Annotated in this window: 17 protein-coding genes; 6 read left to right on the top strand and 11 right to left on the bottom strand. The window is 69.2% G+C overall.

Features of this window, described 5'->3' with window-relative positions; all coding sequences use genetic code 11:
- Positions 1-4 precede the first annotated feature (4 nt).
- Positions 5-433 carry a peptide-methionine (R)-S-oxide reductase MsrB gene (gene msrB, locus C6Y44_RS11060; RefSeq protein ID WP_059381498.1) on the top strand — a complete coding sequence of 143 codons (429 nt, stop codon included), beginning with the start codon at positions 5-7 and terminating at the stop codon, positions 431-433.
- Here the strand turns inward: msrB and C6Y44_RS11055 are convergent.
- Entirely contained in the window at positions 396-1121 is a 726-nt protein-coding gene (locus tag C6Y44_RS11055; RefSeq protein WP_120282367.1) for an HAD family hydrolase, read from the bottom strand. The two genes, msrB and C6Y44_RS11055, sit on opposite strands and share 38 nt — an antisense overlap.
- A gap of 172 nt (positions 1122-1293) precedes the next feature.
- On the opposite strand from C6Y44_RS11055, the gene C6Y44_RS11050 reads away from it, so the two are divergent.
- The gene (locus tag C6Y44_RS11050) at positions 1294-2262 is read left to right on the top strand and encodes an L-lactate dehydrogenase (protein ID WP_120282366.1); all 969 of its coding nucleotides are present in this window, start codon (positions 1294-1296) and stop codon (positions 2260-2262) included.
- A gap of 32 nt (positions 2263-2294) precedes the next feature.
- Here C6Y44_RS11050 and C6Y44_RS11045 read toward each other — a convergent pair whose 3' ends face one another.
- Genes C6Y44_RS11045 through hemE form a run of 4 tightly spaced genes read right to left on the bottom strand, consistent with a single transcriptional unit; the run spans position 2295 to position 7789 of the window.
- The gene (locus C6Y44_RS11045) at positions 2295-4580 is read right to left on the bottom strand and encodes a molybdopterin-dependent oxidoreductase (RefSeq protein WP_159419247.1); all 2286 of its coding nucleotides are present in this window, start codon (positions 4578-4580) and stop codon (positions 2295-2297) included.
- A gap of 55 nt (positions 4581-4635) precedes the next feature.
- Positions 4636-5331, bottom strand: a complete 696-nt coding sequence (gene hemQ / locus C6Y44_RS11040) for a hydrogen peroxide-dependent heme synthase (protein ID WP_159418499.1) — start codon at positions 5329-5331, stop codon at positions 4636-4638.
- Between the two features lie 5 nt (positions 5332-5336).
- Positions 5337-6695 (bottom strand): protoporphyrinogen oxidase, encoded by a 1359-nt coding sequence (locus C6Y44_RS11035; protein WP_159418500.1) that lies wholly within the window; start codon positions 6693-6695, stop codon positions 5337-5339.
- Positions 6692-7789: a uroporphyrinogen decarboxylase gene (gene hemE, locus C6Y44_RS11030; RefSeq protein ID WP_039587069.1), complete on the bottom strand. Its 1098-nt coding sequence runs from the start codon at positions 7787-7789 to the stop codon at positions 6692-6694. The genes C6Y44_RS11035 and hemE overlap by 4 nt, the downstream gene beginning before the upstream one ends.
- 168 nt (positions 7790-7957) lie before the next feature.
- On the opposite strand from hemE, the gene C6Y44_RS11025 reads away from it, so the two are divergent.
- The 3 genes from C6Y44_RS11025 to C6Y44_RS11015 all read left to right on the top strand — a co-directional run bounded on the left by C6Y44_RS11025 (position 7958) and on the right by C6Y44_RS11015 (position 11367).
- Positions 7958-8533 carry a DUF3000 domain-containing protein gene (locus tag C6Y44_RS11025; protein WP_159418501.1) on the top strand — a complete coding sequence of 192 codons (576 nt, stop codon included), beginning with the start codon at positions 7958-7960 and terminating at the stop codon, positions 8531-8533.
- Positions 8534-8583: 50 nt separating this feature from the next.
- Positions 8584-9996, top strand: coding sequence for a WS/DGAT/MGAT family O-acyltransferase (locus C6Y44_RS11020; protein ID WP_159418502.1), 1413 nt, complete (start codon positions 8584-8586; stop codon positions 9994-9996).
- A gap of 117 nt (positions 9997-10113) precedes the next feature.
- Positions 10114-11367, top strand: coding sequence for an HRDC domain-containing protein (locus tag C6Y44_RS11015; RefSeq protein ID WP_159418503.1), 1254 nt, complete (start codon positions 10114-10116; stop codon positions 11365-11367).
- 48 nt (positions 11368-11415) lie between these two features.
- Here C6Y44_RS11015 and C6Y44_RS11010 read toward each other — a convergent pair whose 3' ends face one another.
- Entirely contained in the window at positions 11416-12216 is an 801-nt protein-coding gene (locus C6Y44_RS11010; RefSeq protein WP_159418504.1) for an oxygenase MpaB family protein, read from the bottom strand.
- Positions 12217-12503: 287 nt separating this feature from the next.
- Between C6Y44_RS11010 and C6Y44_RS11005 the strand changes: the two genes are divergently transcribed.
- Entirely contained in the window at positions 12504-13901 is a 1398-nt protein-coding gene (locus C6Y44_RS11005; protein WP_159418505.1) for a sugar porter family MFS transporter, read from the top strand.
- A 76-nt stretch (positions 13902-13977) separates the two neighbouring features.
- Here C6Y44_RS11005 and dxs read toward each other — a convergent pair whose 3' ends face one another.
- The 5 genes from dxs to C6Y44_RS10980 form a co-directional block, all read right to left on the bottom strand.
- Positions 13978-15921: a 1-deoxy-D-xylulose-5-phosphate synthase gene (dxs, locus tag C6Y44_RS11000; protein WP_159418506.1), complete on the bottom strand. Its 1944-nt coding sequence runs from the start codon at positions 15919-15921 to the stop codon at positions 13978-13980.
- A 159-nt stretch (positions 15922-16080) separates the two neighbouring features.
- Positions 16081-17676 carry an MDR family MFS transporter gene (locus C6Y44_RS10995; protein ID WP_159418507.1) on the bottom strand — a complete coding sequence of 532 codons (1596 nt, stop codon included), beginning with the start codon at positions 17674-17676 and terminating at the stop codon, positions 16081-16083.
- Positions 17673-18131, bottom strand: coding sequence for a MarR family winged helix-turn-helix transcriptional regulator (locus C6Y44_RS10990; RefSeq protein WP_159418508.1), 459 nt, complete (start codon positions 18129-18131; stop codon positions 17673-17675). Before C6Y44_RS10990 ends, C6Y44_RS10995 begins: the two co-directional genes overlap by 4 nt.
- A 174-nt stretch (positions 18132-18305) precedes the next feature.
- Positions 18306-19589, bottom strand: coding sequence for a class I SAM-dependent RNA methyltransferase (locus C6Y44_RS10985; RefSeq protein ID WP_159418509.1), 1284 nt, complete (start codon positions 19587-19589; stop codon positions 18306-18308).
- Complete coding sequence (locus C6Y44_RS10980; RefSeq protein ID WP_159418510.1) at positions 19586-21583, bottom strand: APC family permease; 1998 nt, start codon at positions 21581-21583, stop codon at positions 19586-19588. Before C6Y44_RS10980 ends, C6Y44_RS10985 begins: the two co-directional genes overlap by 4 nt.
- Positions 21584-21644: the final 61 nt, after the last annotated feature.

Raw genomic sequence — 21644 nt, 5'->3', positions numbered from 1 at the left:
GATCATGACGTCTGCTCCTCGATCCGAACCCGCACCCAAGGTCGTCCACACCGACGAGGAATGGCGCGCGAAGCTCACACCCGCCGAATTCGCCGTGTTGCGTCAGGCAGGCACCGAGCGCCCCTTCGTCGGCGAGTACACCGACACCGAGACCGAGGGCATCTACGAATGCCGCGCGTGCGGTGCCGAACTGTTCCGCAGCACCGAGAAGTTCCACTCCCACTGCGGGTGGCCGTCGTTCTTCGACCCCGCCGACTCCGACGCCGTGATCCTGCGCGAGGACAACTCGCTGGGCATGCGGCGCATCGAGGTGGTGTGCGCGACGTGCCACAGCCATCTCGGGCATGTCTTCGAGGGCGAGGGTTACCCGACGCCCACCGACCAGCGGTACTGCATCAACTCGATCTCCCTGCGCCTGGTTCCATCGGAGTGATCCCGGCCGCGGCCAGCGCGGTCCACAGTGCGTCGTGCCGCTCGGTGGTCGGTGCCGGTTCGACGAGTTCGAACGCACATCCGATCGACCGGGCGGCACCGTCCGCCTTCTCGCTGTCGCCGATCATCAGCGTCCGTCGCGGGTCGACACCGAGTCTGTCGACGGCGTAGCGGAAGATCTCCGGTTCGGGCTTGACGGCGCCCACCTCGAAGGACAGCGCGAACACCGACACGAGGTCGTCGATACCGAGCCGCGCGAAGGCCGGCCGCAGGTCGAAGGCGATGTTGCTCACCACGCCGACGGCGATCCCGTCTCCGGCGAGCGCCTCGATGACGGGAACGGTGTCGGGATAGACGGTCCAGCAGTCGGGGTCGGTCACCTTCTCGTAGAGCGCCTGTGCCTGCTCGGGATCGGCCACGCCCGACCTGCGCAGCACCGTCAGGTAGGCCTCGCGGTGCCAGCGCGGTTCGCGGTCGCGGTTGGTCCACGCGTGGTGCTCGTCGGCGTCCATCTCGACGGGCTGCCCGACGGGTTGCGTCAGCCGCCGCATGAGTTCGGCCTGCCGGTGCACGTCGAAGGGTCTGCCCTCGTGGTCGGTGACGTCCGCGAGCCAGCTCTCGTCCTCCTCGAGCCGGAACAGGGTGCCGGAGAAGTCGAACAGGACGGCATCGAAGGGAGTCTCGGCCATGTCCCGAGGCTAACGGCTACGCGACAGCGGCAGGTCGGCTCGGGTAGATCTCCTCGAGCAGTCGCTGCCATCGCGTCGGGCCGGCCGCTCGCAGGGAATGTCCCGATGCGGACCGAAATCATGTGGCCCGAGGTTACCGACCGAGCGGCCGGTATACGCCACAATTTCTCGCATGGGTGAGACGGGTACGAGAATCCGGCGACACACGAAGCTGTCCGTCGTCGGCGCCGGGAGCGTCGGTACCGCGGTGGCGTATGCGTGTCTGCTCAGGGGTTCGGCAGACGCCATCGCGCTGTTCGACACGAATTCCGCGAAGGTGCGCGCGGAGGTCCTGGACCTGAACCACGGCACCCAGTTCGCGCCGTCGTGCCGGATCGAGGGCAGCGACGACATCGCGGTCACCGCCGGTTCCGATCTGATCGTCGTGACCGCGGGGGCCAAGCAGCATCCCGGCCAGTCGCGTCTGGATCTCGCGGCGGCGAACGTCGCCCTGGCACGGGACCTGACTCCCGGCCTGCTGTCCGTCTCCCCCGAGGCGGTGATCGTCTTCGTCAGCAATCCGGTCGACATCGTCACCCGCGCCGCGATCGCGGCGACCGGCATCTCGGACGGCCGGATCTTCGGGTCGGGCACGGTGCTCGATTCCGGCCGGCTGCGGTATCTGCTCGCCCACCGTGCCGACGTCGCGATCGAGAACGTCCACGTGTTCGTCGTCGGCGAGCACGGCGATTCGGAGGTCGCGCTGTGGTCGGGCGCGGCGATCGGGGGTGTGCCGGTGGAGTCCTTCACCGTCGACGGACGACCCGTCTTCGGTCCGGAGACCCGCGCTGCACTCTTCGAGGAGGTCGTGCGCAGCGCCTACGAGATCATCCGCGGCAAGGGCGCCACGAATCTCGCGATCGGACTGTCGAGTGCCCGCATCGTGGAGGCCGTGCTGCGGAACCAGCGCCGGGTGCTTGCGGTGTCGACGCTGCAGACCGGGCGGCACGGCCTGCAGGACGTCTGCCTCTCGCTTCCCACCGTCGTCGACGCGCGCGGCGCGCACACCGTGCTCGAGGTGCCGTTGTCGCCGGAGGAGGAGGCAGGTCTGGCCGCCTCCGCGGCCACCCTGCGCGAGGTCCAGTCGTCCCTCGGTCTGTGACGATCCGGCCGTATGTGCTCGGCCGCGAGGACTCAGCGCTGCCGGACTACCGGCGGATCGTAGGCCCGGATGGGCGGTAGCTCGCCGTCGAACCGCTCGACGTCGACGAGCACGTGCTGCCCGGTGCAGCCGTGGGACAGCGACGATGTGCCGACGTCGGGGGTGAGCACGTTCGCGTTCCCGTGCACGCACATCGATCCGGGATCGGACGGATCCAGCGGGTCGTACCAGGCTCCCGTCGCGAGCTGGACGACGTTCGGCAGCAGACCGTCGTCGAGGACGACCCCGGCGAGGCACGAACCACGATCGTTGAAGACGCGGACGATGTCGCCGGCCTCCAGACCTCGCGCGGCCGCGTCGTCGGGACGCATCCGGATCGGTTCGCGGCCACGGATCTTCGACGCCTGGCTCACCGAGCCGTGATCGAGCTGCCCGTGCAGGCGCGTGGCCGGCTGGTTGGCGATCAGGTGCAGTGGGAACCGTTCGACCCGCGAGGAGCCGAGCCATTCGTCGGGTTCGTACCAGGTGGGGTGCCCGGCACAGTCGTCGTAGCCGAACGAGTCGATGTCGGCGGAGAAGATCTCGAGCCGTCCGCTGGGAGTCCGCAGCGGGTTCGCCTCGGGGTCGGACCGGAAATCCTCGAACAGCGTCAGATCGTCCTCGGTCCGCATCCGGACCGGTCCGCCGTACCAGAAGTCGTCGAAGGGCGGCGGGTCCTCGACGCGCCGGTCGTCGGCGAGGACGAAACCGCGCCACTGCTCGTAGAGGTGTTCGAGCCACTGCCGGGACGTCCGGCCCTCGGTGAACTGCTCGCCGAAGCCGAGGCGGTGGGCGAGAGCGGTGAAGGTGTCGTAGTCGTCGCGGGCGTCGGCGAAGCGCGGGACGGCGGCCTGCATCGCGACGAGCAGCGGATCGTTGCGCGTGCACGTCAGGTCGTCGCGCTCGAGCGCCGTGGTCGACGGCACGACGATGTCGGCGTGCTTGGCCATCGGCGTCCAGTACGGGTCGTGGACGACGATCGTGTCGGGTCGCTGCAGGGCCCGGCGGAGCCGCCCGATGTCCTGGTGGTGGTGGAAGGGATTGCCACCCGCCCAGTACACGAGCCGGATGTCCGGGAAGGTCAGGCGACGGCCGTCGTAGTCGAACTGCTCCCCGGGCCGCAACAGCAGGTCGGAGATCGCGGCGACGGGGATGAAGTCCTCGACGTCGTTGTTGCCCTGGAACAGGGTGGGCAGCGGATACGGGACGGGCGCGAGACCGGGTTCGTTCATCGACCCGTAGCCGTGGCCGAAACCGCCTCCGGGAACGCCGAGTTGACCGAGCATCGCGGCGAGGGTCACGCCCGCCCAGGGCGCCTGCTCGCCGTGCCGCACGCGTTGCAGCGACCATGTGACCGACACCAGGGTGCGGCCGCGGGCCATGCGTCGCGCGAGGTCGACGAGGGTGCCGGCCGGGATGCCCGACAGTCCGGCGGCCCACTCGGGGGTCTTCGGGACGCCGTCGGTGCGGCCGAGCAGATACTCCTCGAAGCGGTCGTAACCGGTGCAGTAGCGGTCGAGGAACTCGCGGTCGGCCAGACCTTCGGTGGCCAGGACGTAGCCGAGGGCGAGCATGATCGCGACGTCGGTGCCCGGCCGCGGCGCGAGCCACTCGTGCTCACCGTGCACGTCGCTGCGGATCGGGCTGAACGAGACGATCCGTCCGCCGCGGGCTCGCATCCGGTCGAGGGCGTCGCGGGTGGGGTGATCGCTCGTGCCGCCGTCGTTGACAGCGGTGTTCTTGAGCGGGATCCCGCCGAAACACACCATCAGATCGGTGTCGCGGGCGATGACCTCCCAGGAGGTCGAGCGCGCGAACAGTTTCCAGTGGGTGCCCACGACGTGCGGCATGATCACGCCGGTCGCGCCGAGCGAGTAGGAGTGCACCGAGCGGGTGTAGCCGCCGAACATCTTCAGGAAGCGGTGCACCTGGCTCTGTGCGTGGTGGAACCGGCCCGGGGCGGACCAGCCGTAGGAGCCGCCGAAGATCGCCCGGTTGCCGTGCCGGTCCTTCACACGCTGCAGTTCGCCTGCGAGGATCTCGGTGAGTTCGTCCCACGAGACGGCGACGTACTCGTCGTCGCCGCGTCGTGTGCTCGGTCCCGGTCCGTTCTCGAGCCAGCCGCGGCGGACGGCCGGGCCGGCGATGCGAGCACGGTGCCGCACCGATCCGGGGATGTTCCCCAGGATCGGTGAGGGGTCGCGGTCCCCGGCGTAGGGCTGCACGGCGACGACCTCGCCGTCGCGCGCCTGCGCCGAGAACATGCCCCAGTGCGCCATCTGGGAGAACAGACGACCGTCTCCCTCCGGTGGCACCGCGCTCGTCGAGGTCACGTCAGGGCAGCGACGCGACGAGGGCTTCGACGTCGACCCGCGGCCCGGTGAAGAAGGGGGTCTCCTCCCGCACGTGCAGGCGCGCGTCGGTGGCACGCAGGTCGCGCATGAGATCGACGATGCGGTGCAGCTCCGGCGCCTCGAAGGCGAGGATCCACTCGTAGTCGCCGAGCGCGAAGGCCGGAACGGTGTTGGCGCGGACATCGGGGTAGCCGCGTGCCGCCATGCCGTGGTCGGCGAGCATCTTGCGACGCTGCTCGTCGGGCAGCAGGTACCACTCGTAGGACCGCACGAAGGGGTACACGCAGACGTAGTTGCCCGGGTCCTCCCCCGCGATGAAGGCGGGCAGGTGGCTCTTGTTGAACTCCGCGGGTCTGTGCAGTGCGGTGTTCGACCAGACCGGGGTGCTCGCGCGCCCGAGGATCGTGGTGCGCCGGAAGTCGGCGTACAGCTTCTGCAGATCCTCGATGTGCTCGGCGTGGGTCCAGATCATGAAATCGGCGTCGGCGCGGGTGCCGGCGACGTCGTAGATACCGCGGACGATCACGTCGGTGTCGTCGAAGCGGGCGAAGAACGCCTTCGCGTCCTCGATCGCCGCGGTGCGGTCGTCGCCGAGGACGCCGGGCCGGACCTGGAAGACCGACCACATCGCGTAACGGAGGGTGGAATTGAGCTTGTCGTAGTCGAGACGTGCCATGACGTTCATCCTTCCATTCGTGCAGCCAGGCGTGCGGCCGCGGCCGTGCCTGTTGCGACACATGCGGGTACACCCACGCCGTGCAGCATCGCGCCGGCGACCTCGAGTCCGTCGATCCCTGCGATCTCGGCCTCGAAGGCGGCGACGATCTCGCCGTGGTGTTCGCGGTACTGCGGCAGCCCGCCGTGCCACCGCTGCACGAAGGCGGCCACCGGTTCGGCGTCGACTCCGGTGACGGTCGCGAGATCCGCGCGGGCCAGCGCGATCAGGTCGGCCTCGGACGCGTCGACGAGCGCGTCGTCGCCGAACCGTCCGAACGACGCGCGGGCGAGTGCGACGGGTCGTTCGGCGAGGTGCGGCCACTTGCGGCTCGACAGCGTGAAGGCCTTCGCCGACAGTTCCTCCCCGGTCGCGACGAGGATCCCGGAGTTCTGCGGCAGGCCGGCGTCGTGCGGCAACGCGAGCGCGACCACCACCGACGAGGCGAGCGGGATCTGCGCGGCGCACTGCGCGGCGGATCTGACACTGTCGACGAGCAGCCGGGCGGCGTCCGGGGCGGGCACGGCGAGCACCACACCGTCGACCTCGCCGAGCGGGTCGACCGACCACCGGCCACCGCTGCGCTTCAGTCCGGATGCGGCCGTGCCGTAGAGGAACTCGGCGTCGGCCTCGCGGACGAGGGCTTCGATCAGCACGCCGTAGCCCTCGCGCAGCGTCCCGAAGACCGGGGCGTCCGACTTCGGGGGCAGGGCGCGGGCGACGGCGTCGCTCAGGCTCGTCGCGCCGGCGTCGAGGGCCGCTGCGAGCGTCGGGAGGGTGGCACGGACACCTGCGGTGTCGGACAGCCCCGAGTACACCCCACCGAGCAGCGGGTCGACGCTGCGCCGCACCACCTGCTCACCGAAGCGTGATCGGACGAGATCCGCGACGGAGACGTCGGAGTCCCGGTCCCAGTGGAACGGCACAGTGGGCTCGGCGGCGATGCGCGCCAGGGTCTCGTCGTCGACGAGTCCTTCGACGGATTGCGCCGAGGCGGGGATGCCCATGAGCGTGCCCGCCGGCAACGGGTGCAGTCGCGCGTCGGCGTACAGGAGCGGACGGGCAGCCGAGGGGTGGACGATGTGGTCGCTCAGGCCGAGTTCCTCGACGAGCGCGAGCACCTCGGGTCGGCGTGCGATGAACGCCTCGGCACCGACGTCGACGGGGTCGCCCGCGAGCGGGACCGTGCGGAGCTTGCCGCCGAGCCGCGACGATCGCTCGAGCACGACGATGCGCGCGGCGGCGCCGAGCGAACGACGCAGTCGATACGCGGCGACGAGCCCGCTGATCCCACCGCCGACGACCGCGACCGTCGGCGGGGTCACAGCGAATGCACCAGCTCGACCACTCGGGTGATGGCGTCGGGATCGGTGTCGGGCAGGACGCCGTGACCGAGATTGAAGATGTGGCCGATGGCGCCGGCCTCGAGAGCGCGGTCGGCCTCGGCGACGATGCGGCGCACCTCGCGTTCGACGACCTCCCGGCCCGCGAACAGGATCGCGGGGTCGAGATTGCCCTGCAGGGCCTTGCCCGGGCCGACGCGGGTCGCGGCGACGTCGAGCGGGATGCGCCAGTCGACGCCGACCACGTCGGCGCCCGCCTCACCCATGGCGCCGAGGAGCTCACCGGTGCCGACACCGAAGTGGATGCGCGGCACCCCCGCACCGGCGATCTCGGCGAAGACACGTTCGGAGTGCGGCAGGACGTACTCGCGGTAGTCGGCGAGCGAGAGGGCACCGGCCCACGAGTCGAAGAGCTGGACGGCGTCGACACCGGCACCGATCTGCGCGCGCAGGAAGGCGATGGCGACGTCGGTGAGCTTGCCGAGGAGGGCGTGCCAGGTCTTCGGGTCGGCGTGCATGAGCGCCTTGGTGCGCTCGTGGTTGCGGCTCGGGCCGCCTTCGACGAGATATGAGGCCAAGGTGAAGGGCGCGCCCGCGAACCCGATGAGCGGGGTGTCGCCGAGTTCGCGGGTCAGCAGACCGACCGCGCGGGCGACCGCTCCGACCTCTTCGGCCTCGAGGGTCGGCAGCGCGGTGACGTCGGCGGCGGTGCGGACGGGGTTCGCGACGACCGGGCCCGTGCCGGCGACGATGTCGAGGTCGATCCCGGCGGCCTTGAGCGGGACGACGATGTCGGAGAAGAGGATGGCGGCGTCGACCTTGTGCCGCCGCACCGGCTGCATCGTGATCTCGCAGACCAGTTCGGGGTCGAAGCACGATTCGAGCATGCCGATGCCGGCCCGGATCTCCCGGTACTCGGGCAGGGAGCGGCCGGCCTGGCGCATGAACCACACGGGCCGGTGGGCCGGCTTCTCACCGCGCGCGGCCGCCAGCAGGGGCGCATGGGGCAGGATCCTCCGCGCGGGGTACTCCGCGGGCACCGCAGATCCGACGTTCGTGTTCTCCAAGCCGGTCATCGATCCTCGTTCTTCGGGCACTGCGCGCCGTCGCGCAGGGCAGCGTCTGCCGGGTCGCACACAGGACGTGTGGTCCGGACCCGCTGCCCATGCTGCCACACCCGTGCCGTTCGCCGGAATCGGCGCGCCTCCCGCGTGCGGTGCGTCACCGGCACTAACCTCCGCCCGGTGACCACCTCGCCCGCCGAGCCGGCCCGCTTCCGTTCCGCAGTCGATGCGATGAACGCGGCCACCGTGCGCCCGGAGATCGAGGTCGGGCCGATCCGACCCCCGCAACGGCTCGCGCCCTACAGCTACGCACTGGGCGCCGAGGTCCTGCACGACGAGACGGACCGGGTGCCCGAGCAGTCCGAGGGCGACGCGTTCGGCCGCCTCATCCTTCTCTACGACCCCGACGGCGACGAGGCGTGGCACGGGACCACCCGGCTCGTCTCGTACATCCAGGCCGACGTCGACGAGAGCCTGGCAGCGGACTCGCTGCTGCCGGAGGTCGCGTGGAGTTGGCTCGTCGACGCCCTCGCCGCGCACGGTGAACCGCTCACGGCGCTCGGCGGCACGGTGACCGCGACGACCTCCGTACGGTTCGGGGACATCGCGGGCCCGGGACGCGCCCACCAACTGGAACTGCGCGCGTCGTGGACTCCGCAGTCCGACATACTGACCCCGCACGTGGAGGCGTTCTGCGACGTCCTCGCATATGCCGCGGGTCTGCCTCCGGCGGGGGTCGCGCGACTCCAGCGGTGAAAACCTGCGCAATCCGACCGGATTTCTAGAACCTGTTCTACTCTTGATCCATGCAGCGTCTCAGCGGGCTCGATGCCGGTTTCCTCTATCTCGAGACCCCCAGTCAGCTCCTCCACATCTGCGGGCTGATCGTGCTGGACCCGTCCACCGTCCCGGGCGGCTACGACTACGTGAGCCTGCGCAACGAACTCGAAGCGCGCCTCACCGCCGTACCCCAGTTCCGGATGAAGCTCGCCGACAGCAGGTTCAACCTCGACCATCCGGTCTGGGTCGACGACCACGACTTCGACCTCGACCGGCACGTCCACCACGTCGGCGTGCCCGCCCCGGGCAGCCGGACCGAGCTCGCGGAGCTGTGCGGTCACATCGCCGCGCAACCGCTGGATCGCTCCCGGCCGCTGTGGGAGATGTGGTTCGTCGACGGTCTCGACGACGGCAGGATCGCGGTCATCGCGAAGATGCACCACGCCGGGGTGGACGGGGTCTCCGGTGCCGCGCTCATCGCGCAGCTGTGCAGCCTCGACCCCGCCGATCCCCGGCCCGAACCGGTGCAGTGGGGTGCCGGCGACGCGAACGACCTCGCCATCGCGATCGCCGGAGCCCTCAACGTGGCGCGCCGGCCCCTGCACCTGCTGCGGATCCTCCCGGGCGCGGTCACATCGCTGACCTCGTGGATCGCCCGCGCACGACGCGGCGACGCCATGCCCGCGCCGTTCACGGCGCCGCGCACCCCGTTCAACTCCACCATCACCGGACACCGCAACGTCGGCTTCGCCGAGTTGAACCTCGACGACGTGAAACTGGTGAAGAACGTCTTCGGCGTCACCGTCAACGACGTGGTGATGGCGGTGTGCTCCGGTGCGCTGCGCCGATATCTGGAGCGGCGCGGCGAGCTGCCCGACTCCCCGCTCATCGGGATGATCCCGGTCTCGGTCCACGGCAGGTCGGATCGGCCGGGACGCAACCAGGTCTCGGCGATGTTCGCCGACCTCCACACCCACATCGCCGACCCCGCCGAGCGGCTGCGAGCCCTTGCGGAAGCGAACGCGGTGTCCAAGGAGCACAACGCCGACCTCGGCGCGAACCTGCTGCAGGACTGGTCGCAGTTCCTCGGCGCGGCGGTCTTCGCCCCCGCGATGCGTGCCTACGCCGGGCTCCGACTCGCCGACCGGCATCCGGTGATCCACAACCTCGTGATCTCCAACGTGCCCGGACCGCCCGTCCCGCTGTACTTCCTGGGTGCGCGCATGACGGCGATGTACCCCTTCGGGCCGATCTTCCACGGCGCGGCGCTCAACGTGACGGTGCTCTCCCTCGACGGCAGGCTCGACATCGGCCTGATCTCGTGTCCCGATCTCGTCCCCGACCTGTGGGAACTCGTCGACGACTTCTCCCCCGCCCTCGAGGACCTCATCCTCGCGGCCGGTGCGGAAAGCGACGACGTCGTCTCGCAGGAGGGCTGACGCGGCCGCCCGAAGGGGGTTCGCGCGGCGTCGAGCGGGTTCGTGCGCACCCGCCGACCGGACGTTCCGGACAGGAACGGAATTGCGCACGGGAGCGACACCGCTAGAGTCACGCCCATGCCGGCACAGAACGACGAGGACGAGCAGAAGAGCACGAGCGTGACGACGGTGCCGCTCCTCGAACCGCGCGACGGCGTCCCCGAGGTCGTCACCACGGCGCGCGGGGTGGCCGAGGCCGCAGCGATGCTCGCACAGGGACACGGTCCGCTCGCCGTCGACGCCGAACGCGCGTCGGGCTACCGCTACTCCGCGCGCGCCTATCTCGTCCAGCTCCGCCGTGAGGGCGCCGGCACGGTGCTGCTCGACCCCATTCCGACACGGGACGACCTCGCTCCCCTGGCCGAGGTGATCAACGACCTCGAATGGGTCCTGCACTCCGCCGATCAGGATCTCCCCGGCCTGGCCGAACTCGGACTCCGCCCGGCGAAGTTGTACGACACCGAACTCGCCGGTCGCCTCGCCGGATTTCCCCGCGTCGGGCTCGCCGCGATCGTGGCCGAGACCCTCGGCCTCGAGCTGCGCAAGGGCCACGGTGCGGCGGACTGGTCGACGCGGCCGCTTCCCGAGTCGTGGCTCAATTACGCAGCGCTCGACGTCGAACCGCTCGTGGAACTCCGCGACGCGATGGCGAGTGAACTCGAGCGGCAGAACAAGACCGAGTGGGCCGCCCAGGAATTCGAGCACATCCGGCTCGCGGGACCGCCCGCTCCGAAGCCCGATCGATGGCGCCGCACGTCCAAGATCCACGCGATCAAGGACCGACGCCGCCTGGCGATCGTCCGGGAACTGTGGACCACTCGCGACGAGATCGCCGCCCGGCGCGACATCGCGCCGGGGCGCATCCTTCCCGACTCCGCGATCATCGCCGCCGCGGAGGCGAATCCCACGACCGTCGAACAGTTGCAGAAGCTTCCGGTCTTCGGCGGTCCGCGGCAGCGGCGTTCCTCCCGGGCGTGGCTCAACGCGATCGAGCGGGCCCGTGCACTGCCGGAGGACCGGCTCCCACCCCTCACGCCGCCGCTGACCGGGCCTCCGCCGGCCGGCCGGTGGTCGCGCCACCACCCCGAGGAGGCCGCACGTCTCGCCCTCGCGCGCGGCGAACTCGCCGCTCTGAGCGAGGAAGTCGCCGTTCCGGTCGAGAACCTGATCAGTCCCGAACTCGTTCGGCGCCTGTGCTGGGACTGGGACGTCTCCGACGGGGGCGACGTCGAGGAGTACATCGACGGCCGCTTCGCCGAGGGCGGGGCACGTCCGTGGCAGCGCGCGTTGACCGTGCCGCGACTCGCGAAGGCCCTGACGGCGGAGAACTGATCTCCGCCGCCTCTGCCGCATGCTGTCTCTTTCCGGCGCTGCCGCGTCCTAGGCAGCGACGTGCGCGGGCACCGCGGCGAACCTCTTACGCGCGTCGCGCAGGACCAGCCTCTTGGGCAGGTGGCGCGCCGCCGCGGGCAGCGCCCGGTAGGCGGGCACCGCGATCCGCATGAGGCGGTCGAACCATCGCTGGTGGGCCTCGGTCCACGTGAAGCGGTAGGCCTCACGGATACGGGGATCGAGCATGCCCAGGGTGAAGAACCTGTTGAGCGCCATCGCCGGCCGGACGACGATCGGCAGGTCGCCACCGGAGAGCAGGGCGCGTGCGTAGGAACGAATGGTCTCGTCGATCTCGAGATCGTCGACGACACTGTGCCAGTAGGCATCGAACGCGTCGAGGTCCGCGGGCCACATCTCCTCAGGTACCTGCAACGACGTGCCGTAGACCGCGAACTCGCGGTACAGCCGTTCGGCCTCGGCCCGGTCGAGGCGGCCGAAGAACCGCTCGTACACGTCGCGGCCGCCGTGGAACATCACCGCGGCGATCCACAACTGGAGCTTCGGATCGAAGGCGTTGTATCCGTCGGAGCGAACCGGTGCGTGGGCGCGGTTGACGAAACGCACCACCCTGCGCCGTTCCTCGTCGTCGCCGAACGCCACGAGGAAGATGTACGCACTCGTGTTCCGGAAGCGTGTGACGGGATCGATGAGCGCCTTGCTGTGTTCCACCACCCCGTGCCCCACCGGAGGCAGAGCGATCTCCATGAGGAACCTCCGAGGTGAGGTCAGCAGGAACGCCGCTTCACCCACCACACCCTGTACCGTCGCATCCGGTCGTCGCCGAGTCATGGAACGAGACTGTATTCCCAGATCACACAGTGTCAAGCGGAGGTCCTCACCGGATGGGAAGGTCGCAGGCAGAGCAACGAAGCGGAGAGAATACACCTTAACTTCTTGCCCGCTCGGAGACGTCGCCACACTCCGTGGATGTCCCGTTCGCAGTCCGCCCTGCGGGCGAGTTCTCGCCGGAAACGTCGAGTCGGCCGTTCACCCCGGCGTAATGTTCCCCTGAAGAAAACACACTGTGTCCAGCCCTTTTCCCGCCCTCGCGGCCAGTCCGATCCAGGAGTTCCTCGGTGACCCAACCATCGACCGCACACGCCGCGAAAGTCATCGCCGTGACCGTCGCGGCGGCCGTGGGCGGTTTCCTGTTCGGCTTCGACAGCTCGGTCATCAACGGTGCCGTCGACTCCATCCAGGACAACTTCGCACTCAGTTCGTTCGTGACCGGTTTCGCCGTCGCCATCGCCCTGCTCGGCTGTGCCGTCGGGGCATGGTTCGCCGGACGCCTCGCCGACAGTTGGGGCCGCAAGCGGGTGATGCTCCTCGGCTCCGCCCTGTTCGTCATCTCGTCGATCGGGTCCGGTCTGGCCTTCAGCGTTCCCGATCTCATGCTGTGGCGTGTGCTCGGCGGCCTCGGCATCGGTATCGCGTCGGTCATCGCACCGACCTACATCTCCGAGATCGCACCCGCTCGCTACCGCGGCGCCCTCGCATCACTGCAGCAGCTCGCCATCACTCTCGGCATCTTCGCGGCCCTGCTGTCCGACGCGGTGCTGCAGAACGCCGCCGGTGGAGCGTCGAACGAGCTGTGGTGGAATCTCGAGGCCTGGCGGTGGATGTTCCTCGTCGGCGTCGCGCCCGCCGTCCTCTACGGTGTACTGGCGCTGACGATCCCGGAGTCCCCCCGCTATCTCGTCGGCAAGGACATGGACGAAGAGGCTGCGGCCGTCCTGGCCAACGTCACGGGCGAGCTTCGGCCCGACGAGCGTGTCCGCGAGATCCGGCTGACGCTGCGCCGCGAGTCGAAGGCGTCCTTCGGCGACATCCGCGGCCCGGTCTTCGGTCTGCAGCCGCTGGTGTGGGTCGGCATCACGATGGCCGTCTTCCAGCAGTTCGTCGGTATCAACGCGATCTTCTACTACTCGACGACATTGTGGAAGTCGGTGGGCTTCACCGAGAACCAGTCGTTCACCACCTCGGTGATCACCGCCGTGATCAACGTGCTCATGACGTTCGTCGCGATCCTGTTCGTCGACAAGATCGGTCGCCGTCCGCTGTTGATGACCGGTTCGATCGGCATGTTCGTCAGCCTGCTGCTCGCCGCGATCGCCTTCTCGCAGGCGGTCGGCAGCGGTGAGGACGTCGAACTTCCGGCACCGTGGGGTGCGCTCGCCCTCGTCGGCGCGAACGCCTTCGTGATCTTCTTCGCCGCCACCTGGGGCCCGATCATGTGGGTGATGCTCGGCGAGATGTTCCCGAACCGCATGCGCGCAGTCGCCCTCGGTATCAGCACCGCGGCGAACTGGATCGCGAATTTCACGGTGACACTGGCGTTCCCGCCGCTGACCTCCGCGGTCGGGCTGTGGTTCCTGTACGGACTGTTCGCGTTCTTCGCCCTGCTGTCGTTCTTCTTCGTCAAGACGAAGATCCCCGAGACCAAGGGCATGGAACTCGAGGAGATGCAGAGCTAGTCGATACAGACGCCAGGGGCGGTATCCGGATCACCGGATACCGCCCCTCGCGTCTGTGCACCTGCGTCGGTCGGACTCAGCCCGCTTCGCGGTCGGACTGCTCGACCGCCGAGGGTCGCGATCGCTCCTCGGGTTCGCTGTCCAGACCGGCGACCCAGCCGGTGACCTGACGCGCCACATCCTGGGCCGTCAGACCGAGTTCGGCGTGGATCTCGTTGCGGGAGGCGTGATCGAGGAACTGCTGCGGCACCCCGAGATCGCGCGTGGGCACATCGACGTCGTTGCGGCGCAGCGCGGCGGAGACCGCCGAGCCGACACCACCGTGGAGGCCGCTGTCCTCGATCGTGACGACGATCCGGAAGCCGCGTGCGAGGTCGACCACCGCGTCGGGCACGGGGAAGACCCACCGCGGGTCGACGACCGCGGCGTCGATGCCCTGCTTGGAGAGACGATCGGCGACGTCGAGCGCGAGACCGGCGAAGGCGCCGACCGCGACGATCAGTGCGTCGCCGCGCCGCGACGGCGGCATCCGCAGCACGTCGACCGTGCCGTCGAGACGCTCAAGCGCCGGAATGTCTTCTCCCACCGAGCCTTTGGGGAACCGGAGGACGGTCGGGCCGTCGGAGACGTCGAGCGCCTCACCGAGTTCCTCGCGCAGCGTCGCCCCGTCGCGCGGAGCGGCGACCCGGATGCCGGGAACGATGCCCAGCAGGGACAGATCCCACATGCCGTTGTGACTGGCCCCGTCGGAACCCGTGACACCCGCCCGGTCGAGCACCACGGTGACCGGCTGCCGAAGCAGTGCGACGTCCATGAGCAGCTGGTCGAACGCGCGGTTGAGGAAGGTCGAGTAGACGGCGACGACGGGATGCATCCCACCGAGCGCGAGCCCCGCCGCCGACGTCACCGCGTGCTGTTCGGCGATGCCGACGTCGAAGGTGCGCTCGGGGAACCGTTCGCCGAACTTGGCGAGTCCGGTCGGTCCGGGCATCGCAGCGGTGATCGCCACGACGTCCTCCCGCTTCTCCCCCAGCGCGATGAGTTCGTCGGAGAAGACCGACGTCCAGTCGGGGGCGGAGGTGGACTTCGCCCGACCCGTGCGCGGATCCATCACGCCCGTGGCATGCATCTGATCGGCGAGGTGGTTCTCGGCGGGCGCGTAGCCGGCTCCCTTGCGGGTGACGGCGTGGACGAGGACCGGGCCGCCGTACGCCTTCGCGCGACGCAGCGCCGATTCCATGGCCTGCTCGTCGTGCCCGTCGACCGGGCCGAGGTACTTGATGCCCAGATCGGTGAAGAGCACCTGCGGGCTGACCGCGTCCTTCACACCGGCCTTCATGCCGTGCAGCACCGAGTAGGCCGCCGAGCCGATCCAGGGGATCCGCTTGACGATGCGCCGACTGTTGTCGAGCACCTTCTCGTAGCCGGGCTTGAGGCGCAGCGCCGCGAGGTGCTCGGCGAGACCGCCGATCGTGGGTGCGTATGAGCGGCCGTTGTCGTTGACGACGATCACCATCGAGCGGTTCTGCCCGGCGGCGATGTTGTTGAGCGCTTCCCAGCACATACCGCCGGTCAGCGCGCCGTCGCCCACGACGGCCACCACGGTCCGATCGGACTGTCCGGACAGCGAATAGGCCTTGGCGAGTCCGTCGGCGTACGACAGGGCGGCCGAGGCGTGCGACGACTCGATCCAGTCGTGTTCGCTCTCCGCGCGGCACGGGTAGCCGGACAACCCACCCTTCTGCCGGAGACTGTCGAACTCGTCGCGACGACCGGTGAGGATCTTGTGGACGTAGGCCTGATGACCGGTGTCGAAGAGGATCGGATCGCGTGGCGAATCGAACACCCGGTGCAGAGCGATGGTCAGCTCGACGACGCCGAGATTGGGCCCGAGGTGACCGCCGGTCGCCGCGACCTTCTCGACCAGGAATTCCCGGATCTCCCCCGCAAGCTCGGTGAGCTCCACAGGGGAGAGTCGACGTAGATCGTCGGGCGACTGGATGCGGGACAGAACACCCAACTGGAACAGCTCCCTCCGGCTCGTGCCTCACGCTCGTCGCGCGAGTGATTTCCTCAGTCTACGGAGCGCGGGAACGGAGCGTCTCCCGCCACCGCCTCGCTTCCGCGTGATCTCCTGGTCACCGGCGGGCGGATCGTCCGCCGGTGAGCGAGGTCACCCTCACGAGGAGATGTCGGCGCGATCGGCCGGCGACTTCTCCTCGACGAGGTCGATGGTGGTGCGCAACGCCTGGTTCGGGATCAGCACCACTGCCACCAGGGTAACGACCGCGAACGCCGCCGCCACGAGGAAGAGGGTCGCCGTCGCGTCGCCGTAGGCGGCACGGATGACTTCGGCCACCGGCTCGGGCAACTGGGAGAAGTCGAGAGTTCCACCCGATCCGCCACCGGAGGTGTCCACACCGAGCTTCGCGAGGCCGTCGGCGGAGATCGTCGCGACACGGGACGCGAGGATCGAACCGAGCACCGACACACCGATCGCGCCACCGAAGGTGCGGAAGAAGGCGACGGAACTGCTCGCGGCGCCGATGTTGCGCACGCTCACGGTGTTCTGCACGGCGAGGACGAGGTTCTGCATCAGCATGCCGGTGCCCAGACCCACGATCGCGATGTACACGCTGATGAGCGTGAGCGAGGTGAGGTGGTCGACCGTGCCGAGAAGTCCGAAACCGACCATCTGCAGAATCGCGCCGCCGACCAGGAAGCCCTTCCACTTGCCGAAGCGCGTGATGAGCTGACCGGAAAGCATCGACGAGACGAGTGTGCCGGCGACCATCGGGATAGTGAGCAGACCGGCGACCGTCGGGCTGTAGGCCCGCGAGGTCTGGAAGTACTGGCCGAGGAAGGTGGTGGCGCCGAACAGGCCGATACCGACTGCCACGGACGCGATGATCGCGAGACCGGTGGTGCGTTCGGTGACGATCTTCAGCGGGATGATCGGATCGGCGACCTTCGACTCGACGATCAGCGTCGCGACGAGCAGGACGATGCCGGCACCGACGTAGAGGGCGGACTCGGCCGAGAACCACTCGTAGTAGTCGGCCTTACCGGCGAAGGACACCCAGACGAGCAGGACACTCACGGCGGCGGTGATGAGCGTGGCGCCGAACCAGTCGATGCTCACGTTCTCCTTGCGGACGGTCGTGACGTGCAGCGTGCGCTGCAGCAGGATCAGCGCGACGACGGCGATCGGCACGCAGACGTAGAAGCACCAGCGCCAGCCGAGGAGGTCGACGATGACACCACCGAGCACGGGTCCACCCGACATGGCGACGGCCATGACGGCGCCCATGTAGCCGGAGTACCGGCCGCGCTGGCGGGGCGGGATGATGCTGCCGATGATCGCGACGACGAGAGCGGTCAGACCACCCATGCCGATGCCCTGGATCACGCGGGCGGCGAGCAGGACCGGCACGTTGTGCGCGATGCCGGCCAGGACCGAGCCGATCACGAAGACCAGGATCCCGAGCTGGACGAGCAGCTTCTTGTTGAACAGGTCGGCGAACTTGCCCCAGATGGGCGTCGACGCGGCGTTCGCGAGCAGCGCCGTGGTGATGACCCAGGCGTACTGGGTCTGGGTACCGTTCAGATCCGCGATGATCGTCGGCAGAGCGGTCGAGACGATGGTGCTGCTCAGCAACGCCGTGAAGAGAGCGGCGAGGAGGCCCGACAGCACGACGAGGATCTCGCGGTGCGTCATCTGCTCCTCGGCTGCCGGAGCATCCGGCTGCGCTCCCTGTCCGGAGACTGTGGTCATGAATTGGTCCTTCGAGTATCGATGACGAGCGGAGCCAGGGACGAGGTGAGACGTTCGAGCGTCGTGATGGCGCCTGCGATCTCGTCCTCGTGCCAGTCCGAGAGTTCTGCGGAGAGCCGTTCGGTCCGGCGCTTCTTCACGAGGTCGAGGATCTCGATACCCGCGACCGAACAACTCACCCGGTGAGCACGACGATCGTCGGGATCGGGATGTCGATCCACGAGGCCTCGCTCGACGAGTTCGGCGATCTGTCTGCTCAACGACGACTGGCTGACGCACATTTCGACGGCGAGCTCGCTGGGCCGGCACTCCCCCATCCGTGCGAGCACGAACAGCACCGCGACGAGCGCGGAAGGAAGCACATCGGTGTCGTGGTGCACGAGTGCACCACGCAGCGTGCGACCGAACATGAAGATGGCGTCGGCGAGTTCGTGGGCCTGAGCCTTTTCCGGCACAGCGAACCTCCGTCGGAATGAACTAATTGATTACGTCATGCAACTATACAGATTAGTTGCGTACTACAAGCAATCTCTTTTTCATGTCACACCGACTACCCGGATGCGGTCCCCGTCACACCTCGCCACACCACACACAGCACGGACCCCGGGCGGGTGCGACGGGAACCCGGTTCAACGGGTGAACAGACCGATGCACTCCACGTGATGAGTGGAGGGGAACGCCGCGAAGGCCCGGACGTCCGCCAACTCGAATCCGTTGTCCCGGTACAGACCCACGTCCCGACCGAAGGACGCGGGATCGCAGCCCACGTGGACGATCCGGCGCGGTCCCGCCGCGGCCACGGCGGCCACCACGTCCTTGCCCGCCCCCGCGCGCGGCGGGTCGAGGACGACCACCTCTGGGGCCGGCAGATCGGGGATCATCCGCTCCACGCGCCCGTGACGGAAGGACACCTGCCCGAGGTCGCCGAGCGCCTCGACCCCGTCGTCCACGGCGGTCTTCGACGACTCGACCGACACCACCCGACCGGACGGACCGACCTGCTCGGCGAGCACGGCCGCGAAGACGCCCACTCCGCCGTACAGATCCCACGCCGTCGCCCCCTCCGAGGCCTGCGCCCAGTCGGCCACCGCAGCCGAATAGGTCGACGCGGCGCCGCGATGAGCCTGCCAGAAACCGGTCGGCGCCAACCGCCACTCGCGCTCGCCGACCCGCTCGACCACCCGTCCCGAGCCTTCGATCACCTTCTCCGGACGGGGCGCGTTCACCGCCGCCCGCCGCGACGCCGCGCCGCGCCGGCCCTGCCGTCGCGCACCACCCGAGAGGACCGGAGGTGCGATCTCCACCACGTGCCGCCGGCCGTCCGCGTCGAGCACGACCTGCAGCTCCGCTCCCGGCTGCCACACACGATCGGTGAGGCCGACGTAGGCGTGCGGATCGATCTGCGGGCACGCCAGTTCGGGGACGACCTCGTTGCTGCGGTACCGGCGGTACCCCGGGTTCCCCACCACGTCCACCGCGAGCCGGACCCGGGTGCGCCACAGGGTGCCGTTGGACGCACCGCCGGGCACCTCCTCGACGGTCACCTCGCGGTCCACCCCACCGAGCCGGCGCAGCTGCTCGGCCACCACCGCGCCCGTGAAACGGCGTTGCGCCTCGACGGTCATGTGCGCGAGGTCGCAGCAACCCGCCCCTCCCGGACCGGAGATCGGGCAGACTCGATCGACGCGGTCCTCGGACGCCTCGAGCACGTCCTCCACGTCGGCGAAGCAGAACGACCCGCCCCGATCCTCGGTGACCCGAGCGAAGACCCGCTCCCCCGGCAGTCCGTGCCGCACGAACACGACGCGCCCCTCGAACCGCGCGACACACGCACCACCGTGGGCGGGATTGCCGAGGATCACCTCGATCCTCCGGCCGGACCAATCCGTGCGCGGGTGTGCCTGACGATTCACCGCGGTTCCTCCTCGTTGTCCAACTGTCGATCCTGCCCGTTCGGGGCGGCCCGCCCCACCGCACCGGCGTCCGCGGACGAGCGCAGCTGCCAGGGCACACTCGTCACCATCACCCCCGGCTGGAAGAGGAGCCGGCTCTTGAGCCGCAGGGCGCTCTGGTTGTGAAGCAGTTGCTCCCACCAGTGCCCCACCACGTACTCGGGGATGAAGACGGTCACGACGTCGCGGGGAGAATCGCGCCGCACCCGGCGGACGTAGTCGAGGACGGGCCGCGTGATCTCCCGGTAGGGCGACTCGACGACCTTCAACGGCACGGTGAGATCGCTCTTCTCCCATTCGAGTACGAGACGCCGGGTGCTCTCGTCGTCGACGTTCACGGTGATCGCCTCGAGGGTGTCGGGGTGAGTCGCCCGCGCGTAGGCGAGAGCGCGCATCGTGGGCAGGTGCAGGGTCGAGACGAGCACGATCGAATGGGTGCGGCTGGGCAGCACACCGTCCCAATCCGCCCTCTCGAGTTCCGCGGCGACCGTGTCGTAGTGGTGCCGGATCGCCTTCATGAGCCCGAACGCGACGACCATGGTCACCACCGCGATCCACGCCCCGGCGGCGAACTTGCCCGTCAGCACGACCAGCAGCACCACCGACGTGGAGACGCATCCGACACCGTTGATCAACCGCGACCGCGCCATGCGGCCCCGCGCCGACGGATCCGTCTCGGTGCTCAGTTCCCGCGTCCAGTGGCGCACCATGCCGGCCTGCCCCAGGCTGAACGCGACGAACACACCCACGATGTACAGCTGGATGAGCCGGGTGACCTCGGCCTCGAAGACCCACACGAAGACGACGGCGATCCCGGCGAGGAACAGGATGCCGTTGCTGAAGGCGAGCCGGTCGCCGCGGGTGTGGAACTGGCGCGGCAGGTAACGGTTCTGCGCGAGAACCGAACCGAGCACCGGGAATCCGTTGAAGGCCGTATTGGCGGCGAGCACGAGGATCACGGCGGTGACGATCGTGATCAGGACGAACGCGGCCGGCACCCCCTCGAAGACGGTGTGCGCCAGCTGGGAGAGCAACGTCTTCTGCTCGTAACCCTCGGGTGCACCGCGCAGCTGGGTGTCGGGATGCTCGGCCACCACCACACCGAGCCGCTCGGCGAGGAAGACCACCCCGAGGAACAGCGTGACGGCGATTCCACCGAGCACCAGCAGGGTCGTCGCGGCGTTGCGTGCCTTCGGCTTCTCGAAGGCCGGCACACCCGTGCTGATCGCCTCGACACCCGTCAGCGCCGCGCAGCCGGACGAGAAGGCCCGCGCGAGCAGGAGGACGAAGGCGAGCGCGGTCAGGTCCGTCTGCTCGGCGACGAGTTCGAAGTCCGCCGACTCCGCCCGCAGGTCGTCGCCCAGGACGAAGATCCGGAACAACCCGGCCCCGAGCATCACCAGCATGCAGCCCACGAAGGTGTAGGTGAGGACGGCGAACGCCCGGCCGGCGCGCCGGAGTCCTCGCAGGTTCACCGCGGTCAGCAGCACGATCGCGACGACGACGAAGAGCACCTTGTGCCGGGCGACGAACGGGACGGCCGATCCGACCGTCGCCGCCGCGGACGACAGCGACACCGCGACCGTCAGGACGTAGTCGACGAGCAGCGCACTGCCGACGGTCAGCCCTGCCGTGGGGCCGAGATTCTTCGTGGCGACCTCGTAGTCGCCACCGCCGGACGGGTAGGCACGCACGGTCTGGCGGTAACCGGCGACCACGATCACGAGCACGAAGGCGACAGCGAGCCCGATCCACGGCGAGAAGGCGTAGGCAGACAACCCCGCGACGGAGAGGACGAGGAAGATCTCCTCGGGTGCGTAGGCGACCGACGACAGCGCGTCGGAGGCGAAGACCGGCAGTGCGGTGCGCTTGGGCAGCAACTCGTGCCCGAGAGTGTCGCTGCGGAAGGGGCGACCCAGCACGAGCCGCTTCGCCGCGGTGGAAAGCTTGGACACGCGCAAAGCCTATGCGGTTCCGGCCCCGAAGTACCCCTCGGCCGGGTCACGACCTCTCGAA

This window comes from Rhodococcus rhodochrous (assembly GCF_014854695.1).
Classification (GTDB): Bacteria; Actinomycetota; Actinomycetes; order Mycobacteriales; family Mycobacteriaceae; genus Rhodococcus.
This window is presented reverse-complemented; position numbering and strand designations above follow the sequence as displayed.

Excerpts from the sequence above, each read along its gene's own strand:
- hemE (WP_039587069.1), bottom strand. The coding sequence starts at position 7,789 with ATGACCGGCTTGGAGAACACGAACGTCGGATCTGCGGTGCCCGCGGAG.
- C6Y44_RS11020 (WP_159418502.1), top strand. The coding sequence starts at position 8,584 with ATGCAGCGTCTCAGCGGGCTCGATGCCGGTTTCCTCTATCTCGAGACC.
- C6Y44_RS10995 (WP_159418507.1), bottom strand. The coding sequence starts at position 17,676 with ATGACCACAGTCTCCGGACAGGGAGCGCAGCCGGATGCTCCGGCAGCC.
- C6Y44_RS11015 (WP_159418503.1), top strand. The coding sequence starts at position 10,114 with ATGCCGGCACAGAACGACGAGGACGAGCAGAAGAGCACGAGCGTGACG.
- C6Y44_RS11010 (WP_159418504.1), bottom strand. The coding sequence starts at position 12,216 with ATGACTCGGCGACGACCGGATGCGACGGTACAGGGTGTGGTGGGTGAA.
- C6Y44_RS11055 (WP_120282367.1), bottom strand. The coding sequence starts at position 1,121 with ATGGCCGAGACTCCCTTCGATGCCGTCCTGTTCGACTTCTCCGGCACC.
- hemQ (WP_159418499.1), bottom strand. The coding sequence starts at position 5,331 with ATGGCACGTCTCGACTACGACAAGCTCAATTCCACCCTCCGTTACGCG.
- C6Y44_RS11050 (WP_120282366.1), top strand. The coding sequence starts at position 1,294 with ATGGGTGAGACGGGTACGAGAATCCGGCGACACACGAAGCTGTCCGTC.
- C6Y44_RS11045 (WP_159419247.1), bottom strand. The coding sequence starts at position 4,580 with ATGGCGCACTGGGGCATGTTCTCGGCGCAGGCGCGCGACGGCGAGGTC.
- msrB (WP_059381498.1), top strand. The coding sequence starts at position 5 with ATGACGTCTGCTCCTCGATCCGAACCCGCACCCAAGGTCGTCCACACC.